The sequence below is a fragment of the Pseudomonas sp. GM30 genome (assembly GCF_000282275.2).
GTDB lineage: Bacteria > Pseudomonadota > Gammaproteobacteria > Pseudomonadales > Pseudomonadaceae > Aquipseudomonas.
Genome location: NZ_AKJP02000030.1, coordinates 83,157 through 107,968 on the forward strand (window position 1 = coordinate 83,157; position 24,812 = coordinate 107,968).

Annotated in this window: 23 protein-coding genes; 7 read left to right on the forward strand and 16 right to left on the reverse strand. The window is 62.7% G+C overall.

The genetic code is table 11. From position 1 onward, the window contains the following. Positions 1-53: 53 nt before the first annotated feature. Positions 54-485, reverse strand: coding sequence for a helix-turn-helix domain-containing protein (locus PMI25_RS23890; protein WP_007961281.1), 432 nt, complete (start codon positions 483-485; stop codon positions 54-56). Between the two features lie 181 nt (positions 486-666). On the opposite strand from PMI25_RS23890, the gene PMI25_RS23895 reads away from it, so the two are divergent. The 5 genes from PMI25_RS23895 (at position 667) to ycaC (ending at position 5,386) form a co-directional block, all read left to right on the forward strand. Further along, a complete protein-coding gene (locus tag PMI25_RS23895) occupies positions 667-1,590 on the forward strand; it encodes a LysR family transcriptional regulator (protein ID WP_007961282.1) in 924 nt (307 codons plus the stop codon). Positions 1,591-1,791: 201 nt separating this feature from the next. After that, positions 1,792-2,208 carry a DoxX family protein gene (locus tag PMI25_RS23900; RefSeq protein ID WP_007961283.1) on the forward strand — a complete coding sequence of 139 codons (417 nt, stop codon included), beginning with the start codon at positions 1,792-1,794 and terminating at the stop codon, positions 2,206-2,208. Further along, on the forward strand, positions 2,201-2,827 hold the full coding sequence (locus PMI25_RS23905; RefSeq protein ID WP_007961284.1) for an antibiotic biosynthesis monooxygenase: 627 nt from the start codon (positions 2,201-2,203) through the stop codon (positions 2,825-2,827). The genes PMI25_RS23900 and PMI25_RS23905 overlap by 8 nt, the downstream gene beginning before the upstream one ends. Before the next feature lie 30 nt (positions 2,828-2,857). After that, entirely contained in the window at positions 2,858-4,696 is a 1,839-nt protein-coding gene (locus PMI25_RS23910) for an amidohydrolase (RefSeq protein WP_007961285.1), read from the forward strand. A 66-nt stretch (positions 4,697-4,762) separates the two neighbouring features. Continuing rightward, on the forward strand, positions 4,763-5,386 hold the full coding sequence (gene ycaC / locus PMI25_RS23915) for an isochorismate family cysteine hydrolase YcaC (protein ID WP_007961287.1): 624 nt from the start codon (positions 4,763-4,765) through the stop codon (positions 5,384-5,386). A 199-nt stretch (positions 5,387-5,585) separates the two neighbouring features. On the opposite strand, the gene PMI25_RS23920 is transcribed toward ycaC, so the two are convergent. Both PMI25_RS23920 and PMI25_RS23925 read right to left on the reverse strand, forming a co-directional pair. Next, positions 5,586-7,013 (reverse strand): mechanosensitive ion channel domain-containing protein, encoded by a 1,428-nt coding sequence (locus PMI25_RS23920; protein WP_007961289.1) that lies wholly within the window; start codon positions 7,011-7,013, stop codon positions 5,586-5,588. 177 nt (positions 7,014-7,190) lie between these two features. Continuing rightward, a complete protein-coding gene (locus tag PMI25_RS23925; protein ID WP_007961291.1) occupies positions 7,191-8,207 on the reverse strand; it encodes an alpha/beta hydrolase in 1,017 nt (338 codons plus the stop codon). Positions 8,208-8,336: 129 nt separating this feature from the next. On the opposite strand from PMI25_RS23925, the gene PMI25_RS23930 reads away from it, so the two are divergent. Together PMI25_RS23930 and PMI25_RS23935 are read left to right on the forward strand one after the other, a co-directional pair. After that, a complete protein-coding gene (locus tag PMI25_RS23930; RefSeq protein ID WP_007961294.1) occupies positions 8,337-9,224 on the forward strand; it encodes a LysR family transcriptional regulator in 888 nt (295 codons plus the stop codon). 200 nt (positions 9,225-9,424) lie between these two features. Continuing rightward, positions 9,425-10,231, forward strand: coding sequence for a class I SAM-dependent methyltransferase (locus PMI25_RS23935; RefSeq protein WP_007961296.1), 807 nt, complete (start codon positions 9,425-9,427; stop codon positions 10,229-10,231). A 115-nt stretch (positions 10,232-10,346) separates the two neighbouring features. On the opposite strand, the gene PMI25_RS23940 is transcribed toward PMI25_RS23935, so the two are convergent. The 13 genes from PMI25_RS23940 to PMI25_RS24000 form a co-directional block, all read right to left on the reverse strand. After that, complete coding sequence (locus PMI25_RS23940) at positions 10,347-10,547, reverse strand: hypothetical protein (protein ID WP_007961298.1); 201 nt, start codon at positions 10,545-10,547, stop codon at positions 10,347-10,349. A 261-nt stretch (positions 10,548-10,808) separates the two neighbouring features. Further along, positions 10,809-11,501: a GNAT family N-acetyltransferase gene (locus PMI25_RS23945; protein WP_007961300.1), complete on the reverse strand. Its 693-nt coding sequence runs from the start codon at positions 11,499-11,501 to the stop codon at positions 10,809-10,811. A gap of 104 nt (positions 11,502-11,605) precedes the next feature. After that, complete coding sequence (locus PMI25_RS23950) at positions 11,606-12,406, reverse strand: ChbG/HpnK family deacetylase (RefSeq protein WP_007961302.1); 801 nt, start codon at positions 12,404-12,406, stop codon at positions 11,606-11,608. Further along, positions 12,378-13,562, reverse strand: coding sequence for a GNAT family N-acetyltransferase (locus PMI25_RS23955; protein ID WP_007961303.1), 1,185 nt, complete (start codon positions 13,560-13,562; stop codon positions 12,378-12,380). Before PMI25_RS23955 ends, PMI25_RS23950 begins: the two co-directional genes overlap by 29 nt. 4 nt (positions 13,563-13,566) lie before the next feature. Then, complete coding sequence (locus PMI25_RS23960) at positions 13,567-14,256, reverse strand: GNAT family N-acetyltransferase (protein WP_007961305.1); 690 nt, start codon at positions 14,254-14,256, stop codon at positions 13,567-13,569. 176 nt (positions 14,257-14,432) lie between these two features. Beyond that, positions 14,433-16,352: a hypothetical protein gene (locus PMI25_RS23965; protein WP_007961307.1), complete on the reverse strand. Its 1,920-nt coding sequence runs from the start codon at positions 16,350-16,352 to the stop codon at positions 14,433-14,435. Further along, a complete protein-coding gene (locus PMI25_RS23970; RefSeq protein ID WP_007961315.1) occupies positions 16,349-17,653 on the reverse strand; it encodes a lipopolysaccharide biosynthesis protein in 1,305 nt (434 codons plus the stop codon). Before PMI25_RS23970 ends, PMI25_RS23965 begins: the two co-directional genes overlap by 4 nt. Continuing rightward, positions 17,650-18,651, reverse strand: coding sequence for a polysaccharide deacetylase family protein (locus PMI25_RS23975; protein ID WP_007961316.1), 1,002 nt, complete (start codon positions 18,649-18,651; stop codon positions 17,650-17,652). The genes PMI25_RS23970 and PMI25_RS23975 overlap by 4 nt, the downstream gene beginning before the upstream one ends. Before the next feature lie 13 nt (positions 18,652-18,664). Beyond that, entirely contained in the window at positions 18,665-19,801 is a 1,137-nt protein-coding gene (locus tag PMI25_RS23980) for a glycosyltransferase family 2 protein (RefSeq protein ID WP_007961318.1), read from the reverse strand. Next, a complete protein-coding gene (locus tag PMI25_RS23985; RefSeq protein ID WP_007961320.1) occupies positions 19,794-20,762 on the reverse strand; it encodes a glycosyltransferase in 969 nt (322 codons plus the stop codon). Before PMI25_RS23985 ends, PMI25_RS23980 begins: the two co-directional genes overlap by 8 nt. Continuing rightward, complete coding sequence (locus PMI25_RS23990; RefSeq protein ID WP_007961322.1) at positions 20,759-22,129, reverse strand: O-antigen ligase family protein; 1,371 nt, start codon at positions 22,127-22,129, stop codon at positions 20,759-20,761. Before PMI25_RS23990 ends, PMI25_RS23985 begins: the two co-directional genes overlap by 4 nt. After that, complete coding sequence (locus PMI25_RS23995) at positions 22,126-23,217, reverse strand: glycosyltransferase family 4 protein (protein WP_007961324.1); 1,092 nt, start codon at positions 23,215-23,217, stop codon at positions 22,126-22,128. The genes PMI25_RS23990 and PMI25_RS23995 overlap by 4 nt, the downstream gene beginning before the upstream one ends. Then, positions 23,214-24,806, reverse strand: coding sequence for a GumC family protein (locus tag PMI25_RS24000; RefSeq protein WP_007961331.1), 1,593 nt, complete (start codon positions 24,804-24,806; stop codon positions 23,214-23,216). The genes PMI25_RS23995 and PMI25_RS24000 overlap by 4 nt, the downstream gene beginning before the upstream one ends. Positions 24,807-24,812: the final 6 nt, after the last annotated feature.

A 24,812-nucleotide genomic window follows, 5' to 3' on the forward strand; every position in this document is an offset into this window, starting at 1 on the left:
AGCATATTCCTCAGGTTTAGCCATCAGTGCAACGCCAGGCGCCTGCGTACCGCTCAAAAGGTCATGGACCGGGTCCGGGTGTCCTTGTTTTCACGCATGACCTGACAGCGCCAGGCGAATGGATTGATCCCTTCGCTGCGAGTAAACATGTGACAGAAATGTGCCTGATCGCAGAAGCCGCATTCCAGGCTGATCTGCGTCAGGCTCAGGCCTGTGTGGCGGATCAGCAGCTTGGCGCGGGCGATGCGCTGTTCGCGGATCCAGTCCTGGGGTGCCTGGCCGGTGCTGGCCTTGAACGCCCGGGAGAAATGGCTGCGTGACAGCGAGCAGGCGCGTGCCAGCTCGGCCACTTCCAGGCTTTCTCCGAGGCGTTCGAGGATCAGTTGTTTGACCTGCCGCTCCCGTTGCGGGCTGAGGCCGCCGATGAGCGGCTTGCGGGTTTCGGTGGCAGGGGCGAGGGCGACTGATTGCTGTAAAAGAGCCATGGCCAAAGTCCGTGTCGTGGGGGCAAAAACAACGCTGCGCAGAGGCCTTCATTGTTAAGACGGGAGAGGCAGGCTGACGAGTTAATCGTTGTTAATTCGCAGGCCTGACCCGGATGCAAACCGCCGTTGATCGGGTAAAGTGCTCAGCACTTGCGACTGGTCAGTGAAGGAATTGCAGCCTATGAACCGTAACGATCTGCGTCGCGTCGACATGAACCTGCTGGTGATTTTCGAAGCGCTGATGTTCGAAAAGAACCTGACCCGCGTCGCCGAAAAACTGTTCATGGGCCAACCGGCAGTCAGCGCCGCGCTGGGGCGTTTGCGCGACCTGTTCGATGATCCGTTGCTGCTGCGCAACGGTCGCAGCATGGAGCCGACCGCCCGCGCGCTGGCGATTCTGCAGGAGCTGCAACCGGCGATGGATGTGATCTCCGGCGCGGTCAGCCGGGCCAAGGAGTTCGACCCGGCCAGCAGTTGCGACGTGTTCCGCATCGGCCTGTCGGATGACGCCGAGTTCGGTCTGTTTCCGCCGCTGCTGCGACAGCTTCAGCAGGAAGCACCGGGGATTGTCGTGGTGGTGCGCCGTGCCAATTATCTGTTGATGCCGGCGCTGCTGGCGTCCGGGGAAATCTCGGTCGGCGTCAGTTACACCACCGATCTGCCGGCCAACGCCAAGCGCAAAAAACTGCGCGACATTCCCTGCAAAGTGCTGCGAGGTGATGATCGCCCGGGGCCGCTGACGCTGGACGAATACTGCGAGCGCCCGCACGCCATGGTCTCGTTCTCCGGCGACCTGAGCGGCAACATCGACCTGGATCTGGCCAAGGTTGGCCGGCGTCGGCGCGTGGTGCTCGGCGTGCCGCAGTTCAGCGGTTTGCGTGCGTTGCTCGCCGGCACTGAAATGATTGCCACCGTGCCGGACTATGCCGCGTGTGCGCTGGTCGAAGGCTGCGCCTTGCGCGCTGAAGATCCACCGTTCCCGATCGACGCCGCCCAGCTGTCGATGGCCTGGAGCGGGGTGCACGACAACGACCCGGCGGAGCGCTGGCTGCGCTCGCGAATCAGCCAGTTCATGGCGGCGCCGCTGGAGATCCCGCCTGCTTGAACACACCGCAAAACCCCTGTAGGAGTGAGCCTGCTCGCGAAGATACCTCCATAGTCACCATTGTTGGCGCCTGACACACCGCATCGCGAGCAGGCTCACTCCTACAGAAGTCCGGATGGCCTGAAAGAGAGCACATCCATTCAATTTTCTGCCGCCCGCACCGAGCATGATTCAACCCGATAAGGATTAAAGGGTAGGGTCATGAGCGCATCACCACGCGATGAACAGGCACAGGATATCGGTCTGCTGTTTCTGCGGGTCAGCGGTGGACTGTTCCTGCTGTGGGTCCACGGTTTGCCCAAGCTGCTGGACTTCAACGCGCAATTGCAGCAGATCGAAGACCCGTTCCACCTCGGCGCGCACCTCACGCTCTGTCTGGCGATTTTCGCTGAAGTCCTCTGTCCGCTACTGATCGTCGCCGGGGTGCTGGCGCGATTGGCCTGCTTGCCTATTCTTTTTGTTCTGCTGGTGGCGCTGCTGGTCGTGCATCCGCAATGGAGTGTGGCTGAGGGGCAATTCGGCTGGTTGTTGTTGATCCTGTTCGCCACTGTGTTTATCGCTGGGCCGGGACGCCTGGCGCTCAATGTTCGTCTGCCCGGAGTGTTGCGTTATGCCTGAAGCCCTGAGTCCAAAAGCACCGGGGGTCGGTGAAACCGTGACCCTGATCGTCAAGCACCGGGTCAAGGCCGGATTCGAACAGCCTTACGAGGCCTGGTTGCGCAACATCGTCAGGGTCGCCGGACAGCGCGACGGCCACCTCGGGGTCGACGTGGTGCGCGGCAAACTGGCCGGTCTCGACACCTACACCTGCGTCCTGCGCTTTTGCTCCACCGAGGCCATGCAGCTGTGGCTGGAATCGCCGCAGCGCCAGGCGCTGGTGGATGAAGCGGCGCCGATGCTCGCCGATGGCGACCAGACTGAGGTCGCACCGGTCAACGAATTCTGGTTTGCGCCGCTGGCCGATGCCGCGAAGCCGCCGCCGCGCTGGAAGCAAGCGGTGATCACCCTGTTGGTGATCCTGCCGCACACGCTGCTGGTGCCACTGATCTGGGGGCCGCTGCTCAAGCTGCATCCGCTGCTTTCCAACTACGTGGTCGCCACGTTCCTGATCACCCTGACCATCGTCCTGTCGGTGGTGTACGTGTTCATGCCGCGCGTAACCCGGTTGTTCGCACCGTGGCTGGAGGCCGGTCAGGCCCATGCCCACCTCGAACCGGCGAAACAGCCGTCACGCTGACACCCATTCATCTACTCGAAAGGAACTGCGATGAACGCCGATCTGATTCTGTTCAATGGCCAATTTCATACCGTAGACCGCAGCAAGCCGCTGGCCAGTGCGGTGGCGATCAAGGACGGCCGCTTTGTCGTCGTTGGTAACGACACTCAGGCCATGGCCCTGCGTGGTTCGGCCACGCAAGTGATCGACCTGCACGGGCGCTGCGTGATCCCCGGCCTCAACGACTCGCACCTGCACCTGATCCGTGGCGGCCTCAACTACAATCTCGAACTGCGTTGGGAAGGCGTGCCGTCGCTGGCCGATGCACTGCGCATGCTCAAGGAACAGGCCGACCGTACGCCGACTCCGCAATGGGTGCGTGTGGTCGGTGGCTGGAACGAATTCCAGTTCGCCGAAAAACGCATGCCGACCCTTGAAGAACTCAACCAGGCGGCGCCGGACACCCCGGTGTTCGTTCTGCACCTGTACGACCGCGCGCTGCTCAACCGCGCCGCACTGCGCGTCGCCGGTTACACCCGCGACACGCCGAACCCGCCGGGCGGCGAGATCGTGCGTGATGCCAACGGCAACCCGACCGGCATGCTGGTGGCAAAACCCAACGCGATGATTCTGTACTCGACGCTGGCCAAGGGGCCGAAGCTGCCGCTGGAATATCAGGTCAACTCGACCCGCCAGTTCATGCGCGAACTCAATCGCCTCGGCCTGACCAGCGCGATCGATGCCGGCGGGGGGTTCCAGAACTATCCCGACGACTATCAGGTGATCGAGCAACTGGCCAAGGACGACCAGTTGACCGTGCGCATCGCCTACAACCTGTTCACCCAGAAGCCGAAAGAAGAACTGACCGATTTCCAGAACTGGACCGGCAGCGTCAAGTTGCACCAGGGCGACGATTACCTGCGGCACAACGGCGCCGGCGAGATGCTGGTGTTCTCTGCGGCCGACTTCGAAGACTTCCTCGAACCGCGCCCGGACCTGCCGCAGACCATGGAGCAGGAGCTGGAACCGGTGGTGCGCCATCTGGTCGAGCAGCGCTGGCCGTTCCGTTTGCACGCCACGTACAACGAGTCGATCAGCCGCATGCTCGACGTGTTCGAGAAGGTCAATCGCGACATTCCGTTCAACGGTCTGCCGTGGTTCTTCGACCACGCCGAAACCATCACCCCGCAGAACATCGAGCGGGTGAGGGCGCTGGGCGGTGGCATCGCGATTCAGGATCGCATGGCGTTCCAGGGCGAATACTTCGTCGACCGCTACGGCGCGAAAGCCGCCGAAGCCACGCCACCGATCAAACGCATGCTCGCCGAAGGAGTGCCGGTGGGTGCCGGCACCGATGCCACGCGGGTGTCCAGCTACAACCCGTGGACCTCGCTGTACTGGATGGTCAGCGGCCGCACCGTCGGCGGTCTGGCGTTGTACGAGGAAGGACTGCCACGCACCACTGCGCTGGAACTGTTCACCCACGGCAGCGCCTGGTTTTCCTCCGAGCAGGGCAACAAGGGCCAGATCAAGGTCGGGCAACTGGCGGACCTGGCGGCGCTGAGCGCGGACTTCTTCCACGTCGAGGAAGAAGCGATCAAGTGGATCGAGTCGGTGCTGACCGTGGTCGGCGGCAAGATCGTCTACGCCGCCGGCGATTTCGAAGACCTCGGCCCACGCTCGATCCCCGTGCTGCCGGACTGGTCGCCGGTGGTCAAGGTGCCGGGCCACTGGCGTTCGAACTCGCCTTTGCAGGCGCAAGTGCACCAGTGCGTCGGTGCCTGCGCGGTGCACGCGCACAGCCATGAAAAAGCCCGACTGTCGACCGCACCGGTCAGCGACTTCGCCGGTTTCTGGGGCGCGTTCGGCTGTTCCTGTTTCGCTTTCTGATCCCTACAAAAAAGCGCCGGCCAACCGGCACGGCGCTTCCTGCAACATCCATCCAAGGAGTTTCCCATGAGCGTTCCCTACAAGCGTCTGAACAAAGATGATGCGGTCGTGCTGCTGGTCGATCACCAGACCGGTCTGATCTCGCTGGTGCAGGACTTCACCCCCAACGAGTTCAAGAACAACGTGCTGGCGCTGGGCGACATCGCCAAGTTCTTCAAGCTGCCGACCATCCTCACCACCAGCTTCGACGCCGGCCCCAACGGCCCGATCGTGCCTGAGCTGCGCGAGCAATTCCCCGATGCCCCGTTCATTCAGCGCCCGGGCCAGATCAATGCGTGGGACAACGAAGACTTCGTCAAAGCGATCAAGGCCACCGGCCGCAAGCAACTGATCATCGCCGGTGTGGTGACGGACGTGTGCGTGGCATTCCCGACCCTGTCGGCCATTGCCGAGGGTTTTGAAGTGTTCGTGGTCACCGACTCGTCCGGCACCTTCAACACCACCGTGCAACAAGCGGCGTGGGCGCGGATGTCGGCTGCCGGTGCACACCTGCTGAACTGGTTCTCGGTGGCGTGCGAGCTGCAAGGTGACTGGCGCAACGACATGGAAGGCCTGGCGCATCTGCTGTCCGAACGCCTGCCGAACTATCGCAATCTGATCAACAGCTACACAAAGTTCACTGCCAAGTAATTGCTTGAACTGAAAGTGCCCGCTTGATTGCGGGCATTTTCATGTGCAGTAAAAAGTGGCGCAATCCACCATCCTCTGTGGCGAGGGAGCTTGCTCCCGCTGGGCTGCGCAGCAGTCCCCGAAATCTTGTGAGCGCTGCGCACTCAAGCGGGAGTAAGCTCCCTCGCCACAAGGTTCGGCGTTCACCTGTTTGACAGGGCTAGCGCTTTTGCAGCCAACCCAGAAAACCACCCTTGCGCACCGCCACCGGTTTGGCCATCAACGCCAGTCGGCTGTTCTGCTGTCGCACGGCCTGCAATTTGTTCAACGCCTGGCCGACTTCGCTGCGCTGTTCCATGCACTGGCGGGTCAGGGCTTTGTCGAGGCGGTAGATGATGCTTGATGTCAGTGCGGTGAACGTCGCTTGCGACGGCGTATCGGCGAGGATGCTCTGTTCGCCCATGACCTCGCTCGGCCCCATGCGTCCGGCCTCGGTCTGGCCGTTGCCGTCGGGCACGGTCGCACTGATCACACCAGTGGCGATGACAAACAGACTGTCGGGCACTTCATCCAGATCCAGCACCACCTGACCGGCCGCGTACTGCTGCGCGACCATCGATTCGGCGAGGCGATCACGTTCTTCATGGCTCAGCGAGCGGAAAACTTTCACTTCATCGAGCAACGCCCGGGCGCGGGTCGAGGGTTCGATCACGCCATCAGGGTGCCGGGAAATACCTGCCGCTTCGAGATGCCGGTGGGCGAGGTCGAACAGTTGATTGCGCACTTCGCCTTTCTTGCCCAGTTCACTGATGAAGCCGCTGGCAACGTATTCGGACATCTCTTCACCGGCCTCTTTCAACACGGCTTTGGGCGGCGGATTGAGCAGCAGGCTGCTGCTGCCCTGCAAGGTGCGGTCGAGGGCGTCGAGCACCCGTCGTGGGCGAATGTGATTCGGCACCTTGATGCTGATCGAGACCCCGTGCAGGTTGCTCGGGCGACTGAGATTGACGATCTTTGCCTTGGCCGCCACCGAGTTCGGCACCACGGCCAGCGTGCCGCTGCTGGTCAGCAAGTGCGTGGCGCGCCAGTCGATGTCGATGACCTTGCCCTCGACACCGTCGATCACCACGAAATCGTCGACCTGATACGGCTTGGTGGTGTTGAGCACGATCCCCGAGAACACGTCGCTCAAGGTGCTTTGCAGCGCCAGACCGACGACGATCGCCACCACTCCGGAAGTCGCCAGCAAGCCTTTGACCGGCAGCTCCAGCACATAGCCGGCGGCCGCGACGATCGCCGCCAGAAACACCAGCGCGCCGATCACGTCCTGCAACAGCCGACCGCTGTGGCCGATGCGCCGCATCAGGATCAGGCCGATCACCTCGGTGAGCACCCGCGCAGCGTACAGCCACCAGACAATCCCCAGCACCGTCGCGCCCAGTTGCATCACCCGGTCATCGGCGAACAGCGGCGCCTGCAACGGGCTGATCTCGGCGTTGATGATCAATGCGCTGAACGCCAGAAACAGCGCCAGGCGAATGCCGACTCTCGGTGCGCGATGCTTGAACGGGGCGAGGTGCCAGAGCAACGCGTCGAGCAGCAGCAGGGCGGCGCTCCAGGACAATGGGTGGGTGAGGAGGAAGGACATGATGTGCTCCACGATGATGAGCGCTGTTGTGGCGAGGGAGCTTGCTCCCGCTTGAGTGCGCAGCACTCACAAAAACTTGGGGCCGCTGCGCAGCCCAGCGGGAGCAAGCTCCCTCGCCACAGAATGTGGTCGGGCGAAAAACTCGCCACACCGTCAGGTGTGGCGAGGGAGGGGACCTCACTTCAGATGCGTCTTCAGCTCCGCCGCGGCCTGGCGCATGGCCGCTTTCACTTCGGGAATCTGACTCAGCGGATTGAGCAAGCCAAAGTCATGAATCATCCCGTTGTAGCGCACCGAGGTCACCGCCACCCCGGCCGCATCCAGATGCCGCGCGTAGCCTTCGCCTTCATCACGCAACACGTCGAATTCGGCGGTTTGTATCAGCGCGGCAGGCAGGCCCTTGAGCTGTTCGCTGCTGGCGTTGAGCGGCGAGGCGTGGATCTGCGCACGCTCGGCCGGGTTGGTGGTGTAGTTATCCCAGAACCACTGCATCATGCCTTTGGTGAGGAAATGGCCCTCGGCAAACTGCTGGTACGACGCATCGTCGAACTGCGCGTTGGTCACTGGCCACATCAGCAGTTGGAAGCGCAGGGCCGGGGTTTGCTGTTCCTTGGCCATCAGCGCCACGACCGCCGCCATGTTGCCGCCGACGCTGTTGCCGGCCACCGCCAGACGCTTGCCGTCGACGCCAATGTCCTTGCCATGCTCAGCCACCCATTTGGTCGCCGCATAGGCCTGGTTGATCGCTGTCGGGTACTGTGCTTCCGGCGACGGCGTGTAATCGACGTACACCGCGACCGCTCCAGAGCCGACCACCAGATCGCGAATCAGGCGCTGGTGGGTCGGGTAATCGCCCAACACCCAACCGCCGCCGTGGAAGAACATGAACACCGGCAATTCACCTTTGACCTTGGCCGGCCGCACCACTTTGAGGTTGATCGTCTGGCCATCGACCTTGATTGCCTTGTCGCTGACTTCAACTCCGGACAGGTCGACTTGTACCGACGCTTGCGCACCGGTCAGCACCGCACGAGCATCCTTCGGGCTCAGTTGTTCCAGCGGTTTGCCGCCGCCGGCGGCGAGGGCTTCGAGGAAGGCCTGGGTGTTGTGTTCGACACCCGGGCTGCCGGCGGCGAATGCGTTGCCGATGGACAGGGCGAGGAGGGATGCGGTCAGGGTTTTTTTGATGTTCATGCTCAATTCCATTTTCGAAAGTTATTGGTGTTATGTCGGGCTGTTTTCAAACCGTGAACACAGATTAATGAGCTGTCGAAAAGTGAAAAAGCGGCTATAAAGCGTTTGACTGTCTACCAGAGAGTGACAATGAACCCGTTCGAAGACATGCGTATTTTTTGCCAGGTCATGGACTCCGGCAGCTTCACCGCTGCGGCCGATCAGTTGGGCCTGTCCAAGCAGTTCGTCAGCCGCCGTTTGATGCAGCTCGAAGAGCGCCTCGGTGTGCGCTTGTTGAACCGCTCCACCCGACGCCTCGACGTCACGCCACTGGGCCAGAGCTACTACGAGTCGGCGCTGCGTCTGCTGGGCGAAGTCGAACAGGTCGAGCAGGGCATCGCCGGGCAGACCGCCGAGCCGCGCGGGACGATTCGCGTCAGTGCACCGCTGTCGTTTGCCGTGGCGCATCTGGGGTGTCTGCTGCCGCTGTTCCTGCAGCGCTATCGCGATGTCACCGTGGAAGTGGATTTGAGCGACCGCCCGGTGGACCTGCTGGGCGAAGGTTATGACTTGGCGCTGCGCATCGGCGTGCTGGAAGACTCGACGTTGATCGCCCGACGCATCGCCGCCATCGAACGGGTGTATTGTGCAAGCCCCGCGTATCTGGCCGAACGCGGCACACCGCTCAATCCCGAAGACCTGCACAGCCACGATTGCCTGCCGTATGGCCACGGTCGTTCGGTGCAATGGCGCTTCAACGCGGGGCAGGGCAAGCCGCTGCTGGTCAACGTCACCGGGCGCATGCGCGTGAACAATGGCGAGCTGCTGCGTGATGCGGCGGTGCAGGGGATGGGGATTACCTATCTGCCGACGTTCATCGTTGGCGCGGCGCTGAAGGACGGGCGACTGGTGCCAGTGCTCGACGACTACCGCCCCGAACCGCTGACCCTGTCGGCGGTGTACCCGCAGCATCGCCAGGCCTCGCGCCCGGTGCAGGCACTGGTCGAATTCCTGCGCGAACGCCTGAATCAGATGTAAGCGCTTCGAACTGTAGGAGCGAGCTTGCTCGCGAAAGCGTTGGTTCAGGCAATGAAGATGTTGGCCGAACCGACGCCTTCGCGAGCAAGCTCGCTCCCACAGTGGAACGGCGGTGTGGCTTACAAAGTCGCAACAACCGTCCTGATCGGGCTGTTCTAGACTCGGAGCCGCTCAATCACGAGCATCGCCCGGAGTGCGCCATGGAAGTGCCCGACAATAAAACCGCCATCGACAGCAATCGACAGGCGTGGAACGATTCTGCTCGCCATCATCGTGAATCGGCGGAATGGCAAGCGCTGTTGAACGACGTATCAAAGGCTGATTTCTCCTGCCTCGACGACACCTTGCGTGGCGTGCTGGAGCAGGTCGGCGTCGACGGTAAAGCGCTGATTCAGCTCGGTTGCAACAACGGCCGCGAAAGCCTGTCGCTGTACGCCCTCGGTGCGCGCAGTGTGGTCGGCGTCGATCAATCGGAAGCGTTTCTCGAACAGGCCCGCGAGTTGAACCAGCGCTCGCCACACCACGCCGAATTCATCGAAAGCGATATCCATCACCTGCCGGCCGCACTGCACAACCGCTTCGACGTGGCACTGATCACCATCGGCGTGCTGAACTGGATGCCCGACATCGGCGAGTTCTTTCGCCATGTCGCGCTGACCCTCAAACCGGGCGGCAAACTGGTGATCTACGAAACCCATCCGTTTCTGGAAATGGTCGACCCCGACGCCGAAGACCCGTACCGCCTCGCCAGCTCCTACTTCCGCGCCGAGCCATTCGTGCAGGAAGAACCGATCGTCTACGTCGGCAAGGTCGAGCAGCTGGCTGCCAAGTCCTACTGGTTCGTGCACACCCTCGGCGCCATTTTCAGCGGTGCCATCGCCGCCGGCCTGAACATCGCGCATTTCAGGGAATATGCACATTCGAACCGGGAAGAGGTGTACGACCAGTACCTGAATCAGCCAGCGCAGATGCCGCTGTGCTTTACCCTTGTCGCCAGCAAGGCCTGAAGCTTTCCATCGCTGCAACCGGCCTCATCGCTGGCAAGCCAGACTCCCACAGGTTTTTGGGTCTTGCACAACACCCTGTGGGAGCTGGCTTGCCAGCGAAGGCGTCGATAAGGTCTCAAGTCTGGCTGAAAGAATCTGAACCAACTTTGCCCGTTTGACCCTTCTGAATGTTCGAGCAAGCCTCTGCCACATAGCCGATGGCTCGAAGCAACTCTTCATCGTCGTCATCGCTTAGCACTTGTTTCAGATATTCACGAATGGCCGCGACATCTACGAGTAATGACGGCAACTCCAGGCTGATGAGTTTGTGGCTCAACGTTCTGCTCCCTTGTGTTTTTGCGCCAATTTACTTGATCACGCCATTGGCAACAGTCAGGCATAGCCTTTAGGTCAGGAGGGCGATTCTTTTTCGGGTGTGGGCAAAGTCCTGTGTTACGCACAAAACATAGCGAACAGCTACCTGCCTCATCGCGAGCAGGCTCACTCCTACATTTGATCGGTGTCGTACACAAATCCACTGTAGGAGCGAGCCTGCTCGCGAAGGCGGCCAAATGGCCGCCACACCTCTAACGATTGATCAAGCCTGCGCCGTCGCACTCACCACCGGCCGCCCGGGTTTGCGCAGGGGTTCCAGGCGTGAGCCGTCGTAGCGGGTTTCGCGGTAGAAGCGCCAGCGGCCGAACAGGCCGTAGACGTGGGTGACGCGGCCCTGTTCGTGGTAGCCCATGCGGATGTGCAGTTTCAGTGCCGGGATGTTGTGGGTTTCGCAGACGTCGACGACTTTGTCGCAGCCTTGGGCGGCCATCGCTTCCCACAGCGCGACTTGCACGTCCACCGACAGGCTGGTGCCGAAATACGGCCGGGCCATTTCGCCGCCGAACTCGAAGAACTCGCCCGGTTTGACCGGGAACCAGCAGCCGTAATAGTGACGATCGTGATAGTCACGAATACTGCCCCAGATGAACGCCACCGCGTGGCCGTCGGCATCCAGGTACATGTGCCCGGTGTGGCCTTCGGCGGCGAGTTCGGCCATGGTCTCGACGCGGTCGCCGAAGTGTTTGGCGAAGGCGCCAGTGTTGAGCTGGGTGATATCGACTTTGCGCAAACCTTCGTACGGACGCAGCTTGTGCGGTGGCACCGGGGAGACCAGATCGCGCTCCATCCACAGCAGTTCCCAGTGGAAGAACACGTAGCGTTTCCACAGGGTGGCGAAGAGACGGCCGAGGCCTTTTTGACGAATGCGTTCGCGCAGTTTTTCGATAACACTCATGTTGCCCTCCGTGGCCGAGGCCCGGTGTGGTGGATGTTGCTTTTGTGGGTATAGATCACACCTGCAACGCCGTTTCGAAGTGCCATCTTCGAAAGTATTGCAAGTTATGTAGGTCGATCGAGTGCCGCGGCACCGCGTAGAAAATCCTTGTTCAGATCGGCGTAGGAAACCCGTGGAACGCCCGGCAGCCGCTGCTCTAGCACGCGGCTCAGGGATTCTCCGGGATTGAGGTAGGCATCCCCGAAATCGCTCCCGTGCTGATTGGGGTGGGCAACGATTTCCAGTACACCGTCGGTCGGCGCGGGATCGTTGCGCAGGTCTACCGGGGTACACACATAGTCCGCCGTCGCTGCGGCCAGACGCTGCAAACGCCAGTTGAGCAGACCTTTGAACACACGTTTGGGCAGGCTGAGGTTCTGCCCCAGGTTGCGCGCCAGACGAATCGGCACGCCTTGCTGAGCGGCAAACCGCGCGACGATTTCACCGATCGGCCAGATGTTGTGTACGTGCTGATGCGAGTCGATATGGCTCGGTCGCACGCCATGCTCGACGCAGCGCTGCCACTGCGCCTGCAACTCTTCACGCACCGCTTCGCGATCTTCGCGACCGAGCCAAACGCTGTGCCGTGGCAGGCTCAGGTCGAACACGCCGTGGCTATCGCAGAAGGTGCGACTGCGCAGGATTGAGCTGCTCAGCGGCCGCCCGTAGGTCAGGTTGAAATGCAACCCGACCCGACCTTGCAGCGACGGATGCCGGGCCATCGCGCAGGCTGCTTCGAACGCTGGCATGTTGGCCATGGCCGTGGCCGAGCTAATGACCCCGGCCTGAAACGCGGCGAAGATCGTCGCGTTTTCGTTCGGGCTCAAACCGAAATCGTCAGCGTTGACTATGACTTGGCGAGGCATGATCGCCCTCCGTGGTGATGGCGACAGGTGTGGACACAGGGGCAGGTTTGGCCGCGCGTCGCGCCCGCCATTGCTGCACTGATGGTTTGATTCGCTGCCAGAGCCGCAAGCCAAGCCCCAACAGGATCCCGCTGGGGCGCCAGGAATAGAAACTCCAGCGCCAGTGTTCCAGTTGTCCGGTCATGCGTTCGTGCAGTTGGTGGCTGGAGTTTTCCAGGCTGACCCGCGAGGCATCGATCCAGCGCCAATGCTCGTCCAGCCCCCAGCGAATCCATTCCTCCAGCAGCACCCGGCCGCTGCCCAGATCGGCGTATTGCGGCAGGAACGCGAGGTTGTAATCGTAGAGTCGGCCCTGCTCCAGCAAGCCGAGGCGATAGCTGATGCAACGCCCGTTGAGTTCCAGCGTCACCACCCGCACCAGGCCCTGGCCGGCGAGGGCGGTGAAGGCGCGTTCGATCCATTGCCGACTGCGTTCGCTGGCAAAGATCCCCACGCCTTCGTCGCCTTTCCAGCTCACCGCTTCGACTTCGCTGATCGCCTGCAACAGTGGACCCATGCTCAGCGCATCGGGGCTGATGCGCCGCACCTGGGCGCCACACGCGGCAATTCGTTTGCGTGCGCGTCGCAGCTTGTAGCGTGGGTCGCCGGAGACCTCCTGATGATCGGCGTCGCTGATCAGATGCACCGGCACCCGGCAACTGAGGCGGCGTTCGCCCGCAGAACTGTGAGCCATCCATGCGGTGAGGGCGCTTTCCTCACCCGCCGGCTCGGACAATTCGTTGAGCTGCAGTAGCGCGTGCGGCAGCTGTCGGCGGATCAGGCGCAAGGCTTCGCGCATGTCTTCGCCCTTGAGTAATGACAGCAGCGCCAGCCGGTCCGCCAACGGATAGCCCAAGTGATGCAGCATGCGGAATGGCACGCCGGCAAAACGCTCGCGGCCCGCCACCAGTGGCAGACACAAGCGCAATTCGTCCGCATCCCAACCGAGCAGGATGTGCAGGCGCTCACCCGCGCCCAGTGCCTGCTCCGCCGCGCACAACCAGCCCAGGTGGTTGAACGGTGTGTGATCCGTCACCCGCAGGCGCAGCGCTTCATAGGCGGCTGCCGGGAAGTCGGCCGCGCACAGTGAAGTGCGCCATTCGAATCGCGCCGTCATGGGCTCAGGCCGCCGTGGCTGTGACAGGTGGACGGGACGGTTTGCGCAGCGCATCCAGTCGCGAACCGCTGTAGCGGGTTTCGCGGTAGAAGCGCCAGCGCCCGAACAGGGTGTAGACGTTCATGATCCGGCCTTGCTCGGTGTATCCCATGCGCAGGTGCAGCTTGAGCGCCGGGATGTTGTGGAACTCGCAGACGTCCACCACCTTGTCGCAGCCTTGGGCGGCCATGGCTTTCCACAGTTCCAGTTGCAGGTCCACCGACAGTTCGCTGCCCCAGTAGGCACGGGTCAGTTCGCCGCCGAATTCGAAGAACTCGCCGGGTTTCACCGGGAACAGGCAGCCGTAGTAATGCCGGTCGAAATAGTCCCGCGCGCTGCCCCAGATGAACGCCACGGCATCGCCCTGATCGTCCAGGTGCATGTGCCCGGTGTGGCCTTCGTTGGCCAGCTCGGCCATGGTCCCGACGCGGTCGCCGAAGTAGCGGGCGAAGGCGCTGGCGTTGTCGGCGGTGATCTTCACCACCCGCAGTGGCGGATACGGTTTGAGGCTGTGCGGTGGTACCGGACTGACCAGATCGCGCTCCATCCACAGCAATTCCTGATGGAAAAACACGTAGTGCTTCCACGCCTTGGCGAGGGTGGCGCGCAGGCCTTTTTGTTTGATGTGCTGGCTGAGTTTGCTGACGGTACCCATGTTCTGTACTCCGGCGATATCGCAGGGCGAACGACTGTGGCGAGGGAGCTTGCTCCCGCTCGGCTGCGCAGCAGTCGCCAATGGGGGCGCAAGTATTGGGGCCGCTTCGCAGCCCGGCGGGAGCAAGCTCCCTCGCCACAATTTTGTTTTCGCCATGCATTGTCTGAAATTGGGGTTCATGACGCGCTCCAGCTCAGGGCGAACAGGGTTTCCCCCGGCAACTCGAAGCTGACGCGTCCGTCGCGGCAGGCAAACGGCGCGTCGCGGCTGCGGTTGTCTGCGCCGAAGTAACGCAACGCGCCGCTGTTCAGCGGGCATCTGGCGCCGCTCAGGTCGACACGCTGCAACCGCGTGCCTTTGTTCACGCCGAGCAGGCCACGCTGGTCGTCACCGGCCATCGCCAGCACATCGACTTCAAACGCATCGTTCTCCAGCCACAGTACTTGGTGCAGCCAATGCTGAGCGATGAACTGCTGGGCCAGACCCACCGGTTTCAGCTCGAAACGCTCAGCGCCCAAAACCCGGATCATGCCCTTGGGGTACTGCGGCTCGTCGGCGGCCTGAAACCAGTTGAGCATCGTCAGCAAGCCGTCCTGCGAAGCGTTGATCACCACCGAGGCCCACCACAGCGAGGCGTAGTGGGTTTCCTGATCGTAGGGGCTGAGGCTGGAGCCGCTGGACATATTGGTCTGATCCAGCAGCAAGGCCTTGCGCGGCTGGCCGTGGCCATCGAGGCCGACCAGTTCGGCGGCGCGGCGCACGCTGTCGCGGTAGACCCGGGTGGCGAGCAGGTCGCGGATCATCCATTCGTGCCACGCCAGTGCGTCGATCTGCTCGGCGGATTCGCCGAGCAGGCGCCGCGCCCAGTCGATGCCGCGCTTGTCTGCCGCGTTATCGGCAAACGGCCCGTTGACCAGCCGTGAACTGGCCGGCATGGCGATGCGCACCCCGGCCCTGGCATTCGCCGGATCACTGCGCACCTGTCTGGCCATGCTGGCGAAAATCGCCCGGTATTGTTCGAAGCTCGAATAGTTGAGGTTCGGCTCATCAGCAAAACCGATGTAGTGCGTGCCTTTACCGCCCAAGGCGCGGGTACCGGCCAGCCACGCGTCGAGCCCGCCATTGCTTTGCACGTCGGCGCGCAGATCGGCCTGACGCTGGCTGCCGGCGAGCAGGGTGATGTCCTGACGGATGCCGAAGCGCTCCTGATAAGCCTGGCGGAACGCGTCTTCGAAGTGCGGATTCTTCGCCGTGACATCGACAAAACTGTAGTAGCTGGCGGCGGTGGGTTTCAGCGCATCCAGCACCGCATGGCTGGCGGCGGGCGGCATCACGTAGGGGAGGGCGATGCCCAGATCCGGGGTGCGGCCAAGGATTTTGTCGTGCAGGGTCAGGTGGATCTGGCCGGTCTCTTCGCGCACAGGTTTGAGTTGCTGCGGAGTTTGCGCAAACCGATTGGCCGTGCCGTCGAGCCAGAACGCCGCTTTGCCGCTGCCTTGCAGACGCAGGCGCCAGACCTGTTCGCGCTCGCTGACCGGCAACGCCAGTTGATCGAACTGCCAATAGGCGCGATAGGGTTTGAGCGTTAACGTCAGTGGCTTATCGTCGCCGAACCGTTGCGCTTGCAGAGCGTTCACTCCGCCATGGAACTTGCCGGCGAGCACCGCGTGTTCCCCCGGCGCCACCTTGAAATACAACTCGTCGCCGTTCTGCGTCTGCGCGCTGAAATGCACCTTGGCCGGCTCGAACAGCGCTACCGTGTGCTCATCGTGTTCGACCCGATAATTGCGGAAGCTGTAGCCGGGAATTTCCAGACGATAACTGGCGGCGCTCGGCAACAACGGCCAGCTCTGGCTGCCACGGGTTTCGCTGGTCTTGATCCAGCGCTCGCCCTGCAACTTGCCCCGGCCATCGAGTAGGTACAGATGCTCTTCGTTGGCGTCGGCCTGCCACGCCGGGGTCCAGCGCACCGTCACGCTGTCCGGGCGATCGGTTTGCAGGTACAGGCTGCCGTCGCGGATCTCGCCCCAGCGCATCGACGCGGCAAAGGCGTCCAGCGACAGGCCGAGACCGAGCAGCAGGACCAGGCGTTTCATGCGGCCTTCCGTTGCAGCATCTGCCACAGCGGCGCGATGTCGCTGGGCAGGATGATCAGGGTTTGCCAGAACGCCACGCCGCTCAAACGGCAGTACAACACCAGCATCGCCACCGTCACGGCCAGATAGGCAATCGACGAAGCCGCTGCTGCGCCGACGATGCCGTAATCCGGAATCAACACCAGGTTCAGCGCCAGATTGAGCAGGGCGCCGAGGCCCATCAGCAACGACACAGTGCCGGGGCGGTTTTTTCCCAGCAGGTCCAGGCGCAGGATGCTCGCGTAGCACAGGCCGAGCAGCCCCGGCAGCAAGGCGAGCAGCGCCGGATACGCCGGTTGGTAGGCGATGCCGAACAGGGTGACGATCAGCCAGTTGCCGATCACTGCCATGCTCAGGCATGCGCCGAGCATCACCGTGGCGGTCAGGCGCAGGGCCAGCGGAGTGACCTTGTCCATGCCTTCGTCCTGTTGCAGTAGGCGTTTCATCAGCGGCGTGGTCACTGCTTCCGGCACGATCAGCAGCAGTTCGGCGGCGGCGCTGGCCATCGCGTAATGACCCAGCGCGGTGCTGCCGAGCAGGGCGCCGATGAACAGGTAATCCGAGCGCAGAATCACTTGCTGGAACAGCAGGTCCGGATGGCTGCGGGCGCTGTAGCGCAGCAGTTCGTTCTGGCTGGCGCGATCCCACTGCAACTGCAGCGGTTGTGCGCGTTTCAGCCAGACCCAACCGGCCAGCACCACCAGGCTGATCCCGGCCAGCCAACTGATCAGCGCCGCTTCCAGCGCCGCGCTTTTCCACATCCAGAACAGCGCGAGAAACAGCAGCAGTGGCGCCAGTGATTCGGTCAGGCGCAAGGCGTTGAACGCGACCACGCCGCCGGAGGCGTTGTGCAGAGTCAGCAGGCCGCTTTTCAGCACCGTCAGCGGCACCGCCAGCAGCAACAGCCACGCCAGCAGACCGAGCTGCACGGTGACATCCAGTTCACTGCCGAACTCGCGCACCAGCGCCACCACCAGCAGGGTCAGCAGACCGGCGAGCAGGCAACCGAACACCAGCACCTGACTCAGCAGCAGGCCCATGGGCCGTTGTTTGGCGGCCTGATAGCCCACGGCCGAGTTCAAACCGCCACTGGTGGCGGCGCTGATCAGATCGGGCAAGGTGCTGAGCAGCGCGAACAACCCGCGTTCACTGGGGCCGAGGATCCGCGCCAGCAACACGTTGCGCAGCAAACGCAGGGCGATCATCGCCAGTTTGGTGCCCATGCTCAGCGCCAGGTGCTTGAGGTAATGGCTGCGGCTCATGGCCGGTTTCCGCGAAAGATGCGCCACGACAACAACTCGGGATTGCGCGCGGTGCGCTGGCTGACGCCGAAGCGCGGCAGGTTCAGTGGGTCACCTTCGCCGCGATAGATGCCGGTGCCGGTGCCCAGGGCGAACGGGTAATCGTGCGCGGCAATCTGCTTGCGCACGCGCTCGTCGTTGTTGCCGTTGGGGTAGCAATACACTGGCAGCGGCCGGTTGCAGCCGTTGTACAAGGCATCGCGGCTGCGGCTGATTTCTTCGCTCAGGCGCACATCGTCCAGTTCAGTGAGGATCGCGTGGCTGGCGCCGTGCGGGCCGAAACGCACCAGCCCGGAAGCTTCCATCGCGCGCACCTGATGCCAGTCCAGCGCTTGGGGCTGCGCTTCGGGCGGACATTCGTCGGTGAGGCGTTCGAGCATCGCCGGTTCAAGGGTTTTCAGGCCTTGCAGGTAATGCAGCAGCGACAGGCTGCGGCGGTCGACGTCGATGTCGTCGACCAGCACCGGCACCGGGTGATGAATCGCGTGCAGGCATTCGATCAAGTGCATGCGGGCCTTTTCGCCGTGGCTGCCCCACAGGGTTTCGCCGAGGGTTTCCCACCAGAAGCGCTGACGGCTGCCGATGAAATCGGTGGAGAGAAAAATACTCGCCGGCACCTGGTGTTTTTGCAGCAGCGGGAACGCATTGACCGCGTTGTCGCGCCAGCCGTCGTCGAAGGTCAGCGCCACCCGTGGGCGTTCGCTGCGCAGGGAAGTGGGCGTCAGGATGTCCATCAGCGGCACGCAATCGAAGTGCCGGCGTAGCCACACCAGCAGGTGTTCGAAGGCTTTCGGCCCGACACACAGCTCATTGCGGTGCGGCAGGTCGGCGGCGCGGTCGTTGGCCAGCACCCGGTGCAACATCAGGATCACTCCGGCACCGTGCAACTGGTTTCGTCCCACGGAGGAGTTGAGGTAAAGCCAGCCACTGGTGCGTTTTATCAGTTGTTTGATCGCCATGGCTTCGCTCCTCTCAACGGTTTTGTTCAGGGTTCCACTGGGCGTAACGGTGGCCGCGCAGGAACTGCCACAGGCCGATGCTCATGCCTGCCAGTGTCACCAGCAGGAAAGCCGCCAGGCGGAACGGTTTGGGTAACCGGTGTTGTGAATCCAGCAGTCCGGCAATCGCCACGGCGTAGCCGAACAGTTGGGCGATCAGGGCCAGTCGATAGAAACCGTGGTCGTCCCACAGCCAGAAATTGCTCAGCAGCAACGGCAGCAGGAGGATCGGTGCCAGGCGCCGGATCAGCTTGTGGCTGATCAGCGCAATCGAATACAGGCCATGTTTGAGTGGGTTGAGCAGCTCACTGCGCTGGGCGAGGCTTTGCAGGCCACCGACGGTGACGCGTTGACGGCGGCGGAACTGTTTGTCCGCTTCGTCGACACCGTGGTCGATCACTTGCGCCTCGGGCACGTACACAATGCGCTTGAACGCCACCGGTGCACAGGTGCTGAGAAAGAAGTCGTCGTTGACCTCCGCCGGCACGCTCTGGAACAGCTCGCGGCGCAGGGCGAGCAGGGCGCCGTCGGCCGAGACCATGCAACCGGTGCGGTTCTCGACCCGGCGCAGCCAGCCTTCGTAATGCCGGTACAGGCTATCGCCGACGCTCAAGCCGCCGCCGGTCACCGGAATCACCATGTGCCCGGCGCAGGCGCCGACGCTCGGGTCACTCAGCGGAGCGAGCAGGTAGCCGAGGGTTTCTCGCGACCATTGGTTGTCGGCGTCGGTGAACACCAGAATATCGCCAGTCGCCAGCGCCACGCCGGCATTCAGCGTCGCGGCTTTGCCCTGGCGCGGCAGGTCGAGCACGGTGATGCGCGCATCGACCACCTTGTGCGCGCAGGCCACGGTGTCGTCAGTGGAGCCGTCGCTGGCAAGGATGATCTGCAGCGTCGCCGGCTGATAATCCTGTGCCAGCAGCGTGCGCAACTTGTGCTCGATGTGCCGCGCCTCGTTGTGCGCGGCGATCACGATGCTGATGTTCAGCGGCGGTGCCGGGCTGTGGCGCCAGGCCGGGAACAGCGGCGCCAGCACGGTCAGCAGCAGCGGGTAACCCAGATAGGCGTACGCCGGCAGCAGCAGGCACAGCCAGAAAATGAATTCAGCCACGGGCAGGCCTCCTGGCGTTCCAATGACACAGACTGAGAATGAACGCCGCCCCGGCCAGGTGCAGACGCAGCCAGTGCAGGCCCCACAGTTGCAGGGTCAGGCCGATGTCGTGGTGTTTGATACTCTGCCGCACGCTCAGCACCAGCCCCGGCAGGAGGGTCAACGCGACCATGAACGCGGCGTGATGCGGGAAGCCGTCGAGCAACGCTGAAATCGCCAGAAAATCGAGAATCCACACCGCAATCGACAGCAGCGGAAAGCGCAGCAAGCGCAGGCTGAAACCGTGAGTGCGCAGCAGTTGCAGATGACTGCCCTGACGCCACATTTCCTTGCCCATCCACTCGCGCCAGTTCATCTCGTAGCCCCAGTGCAGGGCGACGTTGTTGTTGATCGAGAGCAATACGGCGCCGTTGTCGCGCAGGCGCAGAGTGAATTCCTTGTCTTCGCCAGTGCGCAGGTGTTCGTTGAAGCCACCGACCTTCTCGAACCAGCGCCGGCGCATCAGCAGGTTGGAGCTGGGCAGCCAGTCCACCGGGTGCGATGCCTGACTCGACGGGCGCAGCGTGCGCCGCTGCCAGGCAGCGGCGTACCACGGCGCGGCAGCGGGGGTGTGCAGGTCGAGACCGAAGACGTCGGCCTGACCCTCGGCTTGCAGTTCGAACAAGGGCTTGAGCCAGTCTTCGGGCATTTCGACGTCGGCATCGATAAACGCGATCCACTCGCCGCTTGCCAGCAGCGCGCCGCGATTGCGCAGCGCACCAATCAGCAGGCCTGGCAGCACCAGCACTTGCGCGCCGAACTGGCGGGCGATGTGCGGGCCGTCGTCGCTCGAACCGTTGTCGACCACGATCAACTCGCAGTCGACATCGGCCGCATGTGCGGCTTTTTGAGCCGCCAGCAGCGTGCGGCCGATGTGCCGGGCCTCGTTGTACATCGGGATGATGATGCTGATCCGGCTCATGTTCTGGCCTCGGTCAGTGGCGCCTGTTCGGCCTTGAGGCGCAGCACACTGGTCAGCGCGAGCATGATCCACAGGTATTTCTGGTTCGGTGCGCTGAGGAACATCAGGAACAGGGTCAGCGACAGGAAGCTCACCCCGAGGTGGGTCATCAGGTCCGCCTGTTGCCAGTCGCGCCGCAGCATCCACGCGGCGCGCGCGCGGATCAGGTTGTACAGGCCGAGACCGAGCATGCCGACAAACAGCAGGCCGGCGGGAATCCCCAGTTCACTGAAGATTTCCAGGTAGGTGTTGTGGGCACGGCGGTACAGGTCGCCGATCTTGCGGTTGGCGGAAAACGCCTTGGCGTAGCCAGTGGTCGCGTAGTGCAACGGGAAGGTGCCGGGGCCGGAGCCAAGCAGCGGGTTCTCGCGGATCATCTGCCCGCCGACCACGATGTACGAGGCGCGGCGGCCGAGGGATTCGTCATCGTGGCCCTTGGCCCCGGCGCTCAACACGCTCAGGGACTGAATGCGCGCGAGGTAACCGGCGGGCATTGCGTAGATCGCCAGCGGAATCACGATGGCCGCGCCGAGCATGGCAAAGCCCAGGTGCCGTGGACGAATGCGGGTCAGTTGCGTGCGGTAGTGCCAGCAGCCGATCAACAGACTCAAGGCCACCACCACCAGCCCCGAGCGCGACTCGGTCTTGGTCATGCCGCCCAGCAGCAACAGGCAGCAAGCGCCCCAGAACAACCGATGCAGCAGATTCGGCCCGCGAATCACCAGCAGCAGCGCCAGCGGAATGGCGAAGGCGATCAGCAGCGCGAAGGCGTTGGGGTCTTCCAGCAGCCCGGCGGCACGCCCCTGATCCTGGAATTTGGTCGAGAACATCGCCATGGCACAGGTGGCGCTGACACTCAGGGTCACCAGACGGGCGAACAGGTCGAGGTTCAGTTCGCGGCCGATCAGCAGGGTGATGACAAACAGGATCAGGCCGACGCTCAGTTCACGCAGATGCCCCAGCGACATGCCCAAGTCATCGGTGTTGAGCAGACTGAGGAAATACAGCACCAGAAACCACAGCAGAAACCGCCAGATATTGCTGCGCAGACGCTCGGACGGAATCTGGTGCATGGCCAGTTGCAGCATCAGGATCACTGCCAGCGAAGCGCCGATCAGTTTGCTTCCGGACAGCGCGCTGTCCTTGAAGAAACCCTCGAACGGCACCAGCGCGGCAATGCCCAGCAGGCCCCAGGTCGGCTTGCGATACAACACCGTGAAACCCACCAGACCAATGACCGCGCCGGGTGCCAGAAACGGATAGGGGCTGGCGAGCAGACCGATGCAGACCATGCCGAGCAGCGTGACGATCGAGAGCGGGAAAATCATGCGCGTGCCTCCCGTGCCGTGCGGATGTACAGCTGCGACCAGCGTTCGGCCAGGGCCTTGAGGTCGTAGCGATCCTGTTGCGTACGCTTTGCGTTGTCGCACAAATGCCGGGCCAGCTTCGGCTCGCTCAGCAGGTTGTCGAGCTGACGGGCGAGGTCGGCGCTGTCGGCGGGTGTCGCCAGCAGACCGTTATGTCGGTGCTCGAGCACATCGGGAATGCCACCGACGGCGAACGCCACCACCGGTACGCCGGCCTGCATCGCTTCAAGCAGAATCATCGGTGTGCCTTCGGTGCGTGAGCTGATCACCAGCGCATCCAGTTGCTGCCACCACGGCTGCATGGCGGTCTGGTAACCGGGCAGACGAATCCGCTGGGTCAGATCGGCGGCGTCGATTCGCGCTTGCAGCACTTCGCGCTCCGGGCCGTCGCCGAGCATCACTGCATCCAGTTGCGGATGCTGGTGACACAGCGGAATCAGCGCATCGAGAAACAGGTCCGGGCCTTTCTCGCTGCTCAGGCGTCCGACGTAACCGGCCAGCCAGCGCTGGCTGTCAGTGGTGCTGATCAGCGCGTCGGCGGCGGGCAATCCGTTGGGAATCACCTGGAGTTTTTCCGCCTGCACGCTGGCCTGACGATGCAGCACAGCGATGCTTTCGGCCACGCACACCACCCGATCCACCGACGCGGTGCGGCACAACTGCAGACTCAACCAGGTGTAGAACTTCTGTTTGCGGCTGCGCGGGGTGAAGCCGTGTTGAGTAATGACCAGCGGCAAACGCAACAGCGTCGCCGCGACCCAACCGAACAACAGCCCTTTGAAATTGTGCGTGTTGATCAGCGGCCGTTCGCTGCGCCGGGCCCGCAGGTGGCGCAACAACTCGCCGAGCCCGGAGCAGCCACGGCAGTCCACCCCGGCCGCGCGAAAGCGCGCGATCAACGCCGGCGGTGCATCGAGGAACAGCACCTGGTGCTGCCCCGGTGTCGCCAGGCAGTGATCGAGCAACATGCGCTCGGCCCCATAGAAGCCGCCGCTGCTGAGCAAATGAATGATCGGCAGCGCGGCATTCGGGGTGGAGGGCGTGTTCAATTGCGCACCCAGTGCACGAAGCTTGGCACGGTCCAGTTCTTGTGCGGATTGCTCGGCAGCACGTTCTCGTCGTTGATCACCAGCAACACTGGCAGGCCCAGTTCGTGGGTGATTTGCGCCGGATGCTTGAAGCGGTGATCGAAGAACTCACGCACATAGACCAGGGCAATCGCCAGCAGCAGGCCGGTGAACAGTCCGAACGGGATGATCAGCAGCGGTTTGGGGAACGCTGGCTCTGTCGGCTCGAACGGCGGGCTGAGCACCTTGGCGTTCGACAGGTCATCGTTGAGCGAACCGGCGGTGCTGCTTTCGGCAAAGCGCTGAGCGTAGGTCGAAAACGCCGTGTGCAGTGCGTCGATTTCCGTGTCCATCTGCCGCAGCTTGCTCTGGGTCTGCTGCAAGGTGTGGATGCGGTTCTTGAACTCGGCGATGCGCGCGGTTTTCTGATCGATCACCTGTTGCACCACGGCCAGGTCGTTGGTGCGTTCCTGAATGCGGTTGCTCACCACTTTGAGGAACTGCTGGCGGGTGCGGGCAATCTGCTCGCGGGTCAGCAGCATCGGCTCACTGCCGGGCTGGAACACCGCGAGGTCATTCATGTAGCGGCTGACCTGGGTGGTCAGTTGCTCGCCCAACTGTTTGATTTCCCGATCCTCGAACGCCACGTTATCGACGGTGGTGGTGAAGGTGAAGGGGAAGGTGTAATCGTTGAGCTTGTTGCTGCTGGCAGCGGTCAGCGCGGTTTTCAGGTATTCGAGCCAGCGCTGGCTCTGTAGCAGACGATCCTGGTACAGGTTCAGGGCTTGCTCTTCGGTGTTGATCGCGTTCAGGCGGAAGGTGATTTCTTCCTTCGGATCGGACGAAGCAACACTTTCCAGCAGCGCTTGCCGATTGCCTTCCAGCCCGTCGAGTCGCACCTGATACAGGTGCTTCTTGGTTTCGTAGAAAGACTGCGGCAGGTCGATCGATTGCAGCGCTTGACGGCTACCCAGATAGTTTTGCAGCAGGGTGGCGACGAACGTCGTGCCCTGATGCGGATCGGGGAAGCTGTAGACGATCGAGATCACGTTGGAACCGGGCAGGGTCTCGATCTTCAGGCTGTTGATCGCATCTTGCGTGAGGCCGTCGAGCACGGTGTCACGCACCGGATCGGTTTGCAGCCCGAGCATGTTGCGCAGCGGATTGATCAGGTACTGCCGCAGCGGCGACGTGACATACCGGCGGAACGGTTCGCTCACCAGTTTGGCGAACACGCCCACCGGCGGGTTGTACTCGCCCTTGTCGCGCAGCTCGCTGATGGTCTGGCGGATCAGCGCCGGCGACCGGAGGATGTTGCTTTCGGTTTCCATGTCCGCCAGCGACGGCGGAATGAAGGTGGCGTTATCGACCGTCAGTGACGTGGTGGCGTCACCCTGGGAGAGTTTTTTCGACTGCACGATCACCTGGGCGGTGATATCGAAGCTCTGTTTGAGCACCAGCGGCAGTAGCAACGCGATGACTGCAAAGATCAGGAAGACCCGTTTCACCAATTGCTTGTTGGCGAAGAAGATCCTGAAGAACTCATGCAGGTAGTTTTCCTTTGGATTCATGATCGG

Coding starts and splice junctions, on each gene's coding strand:
- PMI25_RS23890 (WP_007961281.1), bottom strand. CDS start 485: ATGGCTCTTTTACAGCAATCAGTCGCCCTCGCCCCTGCCACCGAAACC.
- PMI25_RS23895 (WP_007961282.1), top strand. CDS start 667: ATGAACCGTAACGATCTGCGTCGCGTCGACATGAACCTGCTGGTGATT.
- PMI25_RS23900 (WP_007961283.1), top strand. CDS start 1,792: ATGAGCGCATCACCACGCGATGAACAGGCACAGGATATCGGTCTGCTG.
- PMI25_RS23905 (WP_007961284.1), top strand. CDS start 2,201: ATGCCTGAAGCCCTGAGTCCAAAAGCACCGGGGGTCGGTGAAACCGTG.
- PMI25_RS23910 (WP_007961285.1), top strand. CDS start 2,858: ATGAACGCCGATCTGATTCTGTTCAATGGCCAATTTCATACCGTAGAC.
- ycaC (WP_007961287.1), top strand. CDS start 4,763: ATGAGCGTTCCCTACAAGCGTCTGAACAAAGATGATGCGGTCGTGCTG.
- PMI25_RS23920 (WP_007961289.1), bottom strand. CDS start 7,013: ATGTCCTTCCTCCTCACCCACCCATTGTCCTGGAGCGCCGCCCTGCTG.
- PMI25_RS23925 (WP_007961291.1), bottom strand. CDS start 8,207: ATGAACATCAAAAAAACCCTGACCGCATCCCTCCTCGCCCTGTCCATC.
- PMI25_RS23930 (WP_007961294.1), top strand. CDS start 8,337: ATGAACCCGTTCGAAGACATGCGTATTTTTTGCCAGGTCATGGACTCC.
- PMI25_RS23935 (WP_007961296.1), top strand. CDS start 9,425: ATGGAAGTGCCCGACAATAAAACCGCCATCGACAGCAATCGACAGGCG.
- PMI25_RS23945 (WP_007961300.1), bottom strand. CDS start 11,501: ATGAGTGTTATCGAAAAACTGCGCGAACGCATTCGTCAAAAAGGCCTC.
- PMI25_RS23950 (WP_007961302.1), bottom strand. CDS start 12,406: ATGCCTCGCCAAGTCATAGTCAACGCTGACGATTTCGGTTTGAGCCCG.
- PMI25_RS23955 (WP_007961303.1), bottom strand. CDS start 13,562: ATGACGGCGCGATTCGAATGGCGCACTTCACTGTGCGCGGCCGACTTC.
- PMI25_RS23960 (WP_007961305.1), bottom strand. CDS start 14,256: ATGGGTACCGTCAGCAAACTCAGCCAGCACATCAAACAAAAAGGCCTG.
- PMI25_RS23965 (WP_007961307.1), bottom strand. CDS start 16,352: ATGAAACGCCTGGTCCTGCTGCTCGGTCTCGGCCTGTCGCTGGACGCC.
- PMI25_RS23970 (WP_007961315.1), bottom strand. CDS start 17,653: ATGAGCCGCAGCCATTACCTCAAGCACCTGGCGCTGAGCATGGGCACC.
- PMI25_RS23975 (WP_007961316.1), bottom strand. CDS start 18,651: ATGGCGATCAAACAACTGATAAAACGCACCAGTGGCTGGCTTTACCTC.
- PMI25_RS23985 (WP_007961320.1), bottom strand. CDS start 20,762: ATGAGCCGGATCAGCATCATCATCCCGATGTACAACGAGGCCCGGCAC.
- PMI25_RS23990 (WP_007961322.1), bottom strand. CDS start 22,129: ATGATTTTCCCGCTCTCGATCGTCACGCTGCTCGGCATGGTCTGCATC.
- PMI25_RS24000 (WP_007961331.1), bottom strand. CDS start 24,806: ATGAATCCAAAGGAAAACTACCTGCATGAGTTCTTCAGGATCTTCTTC.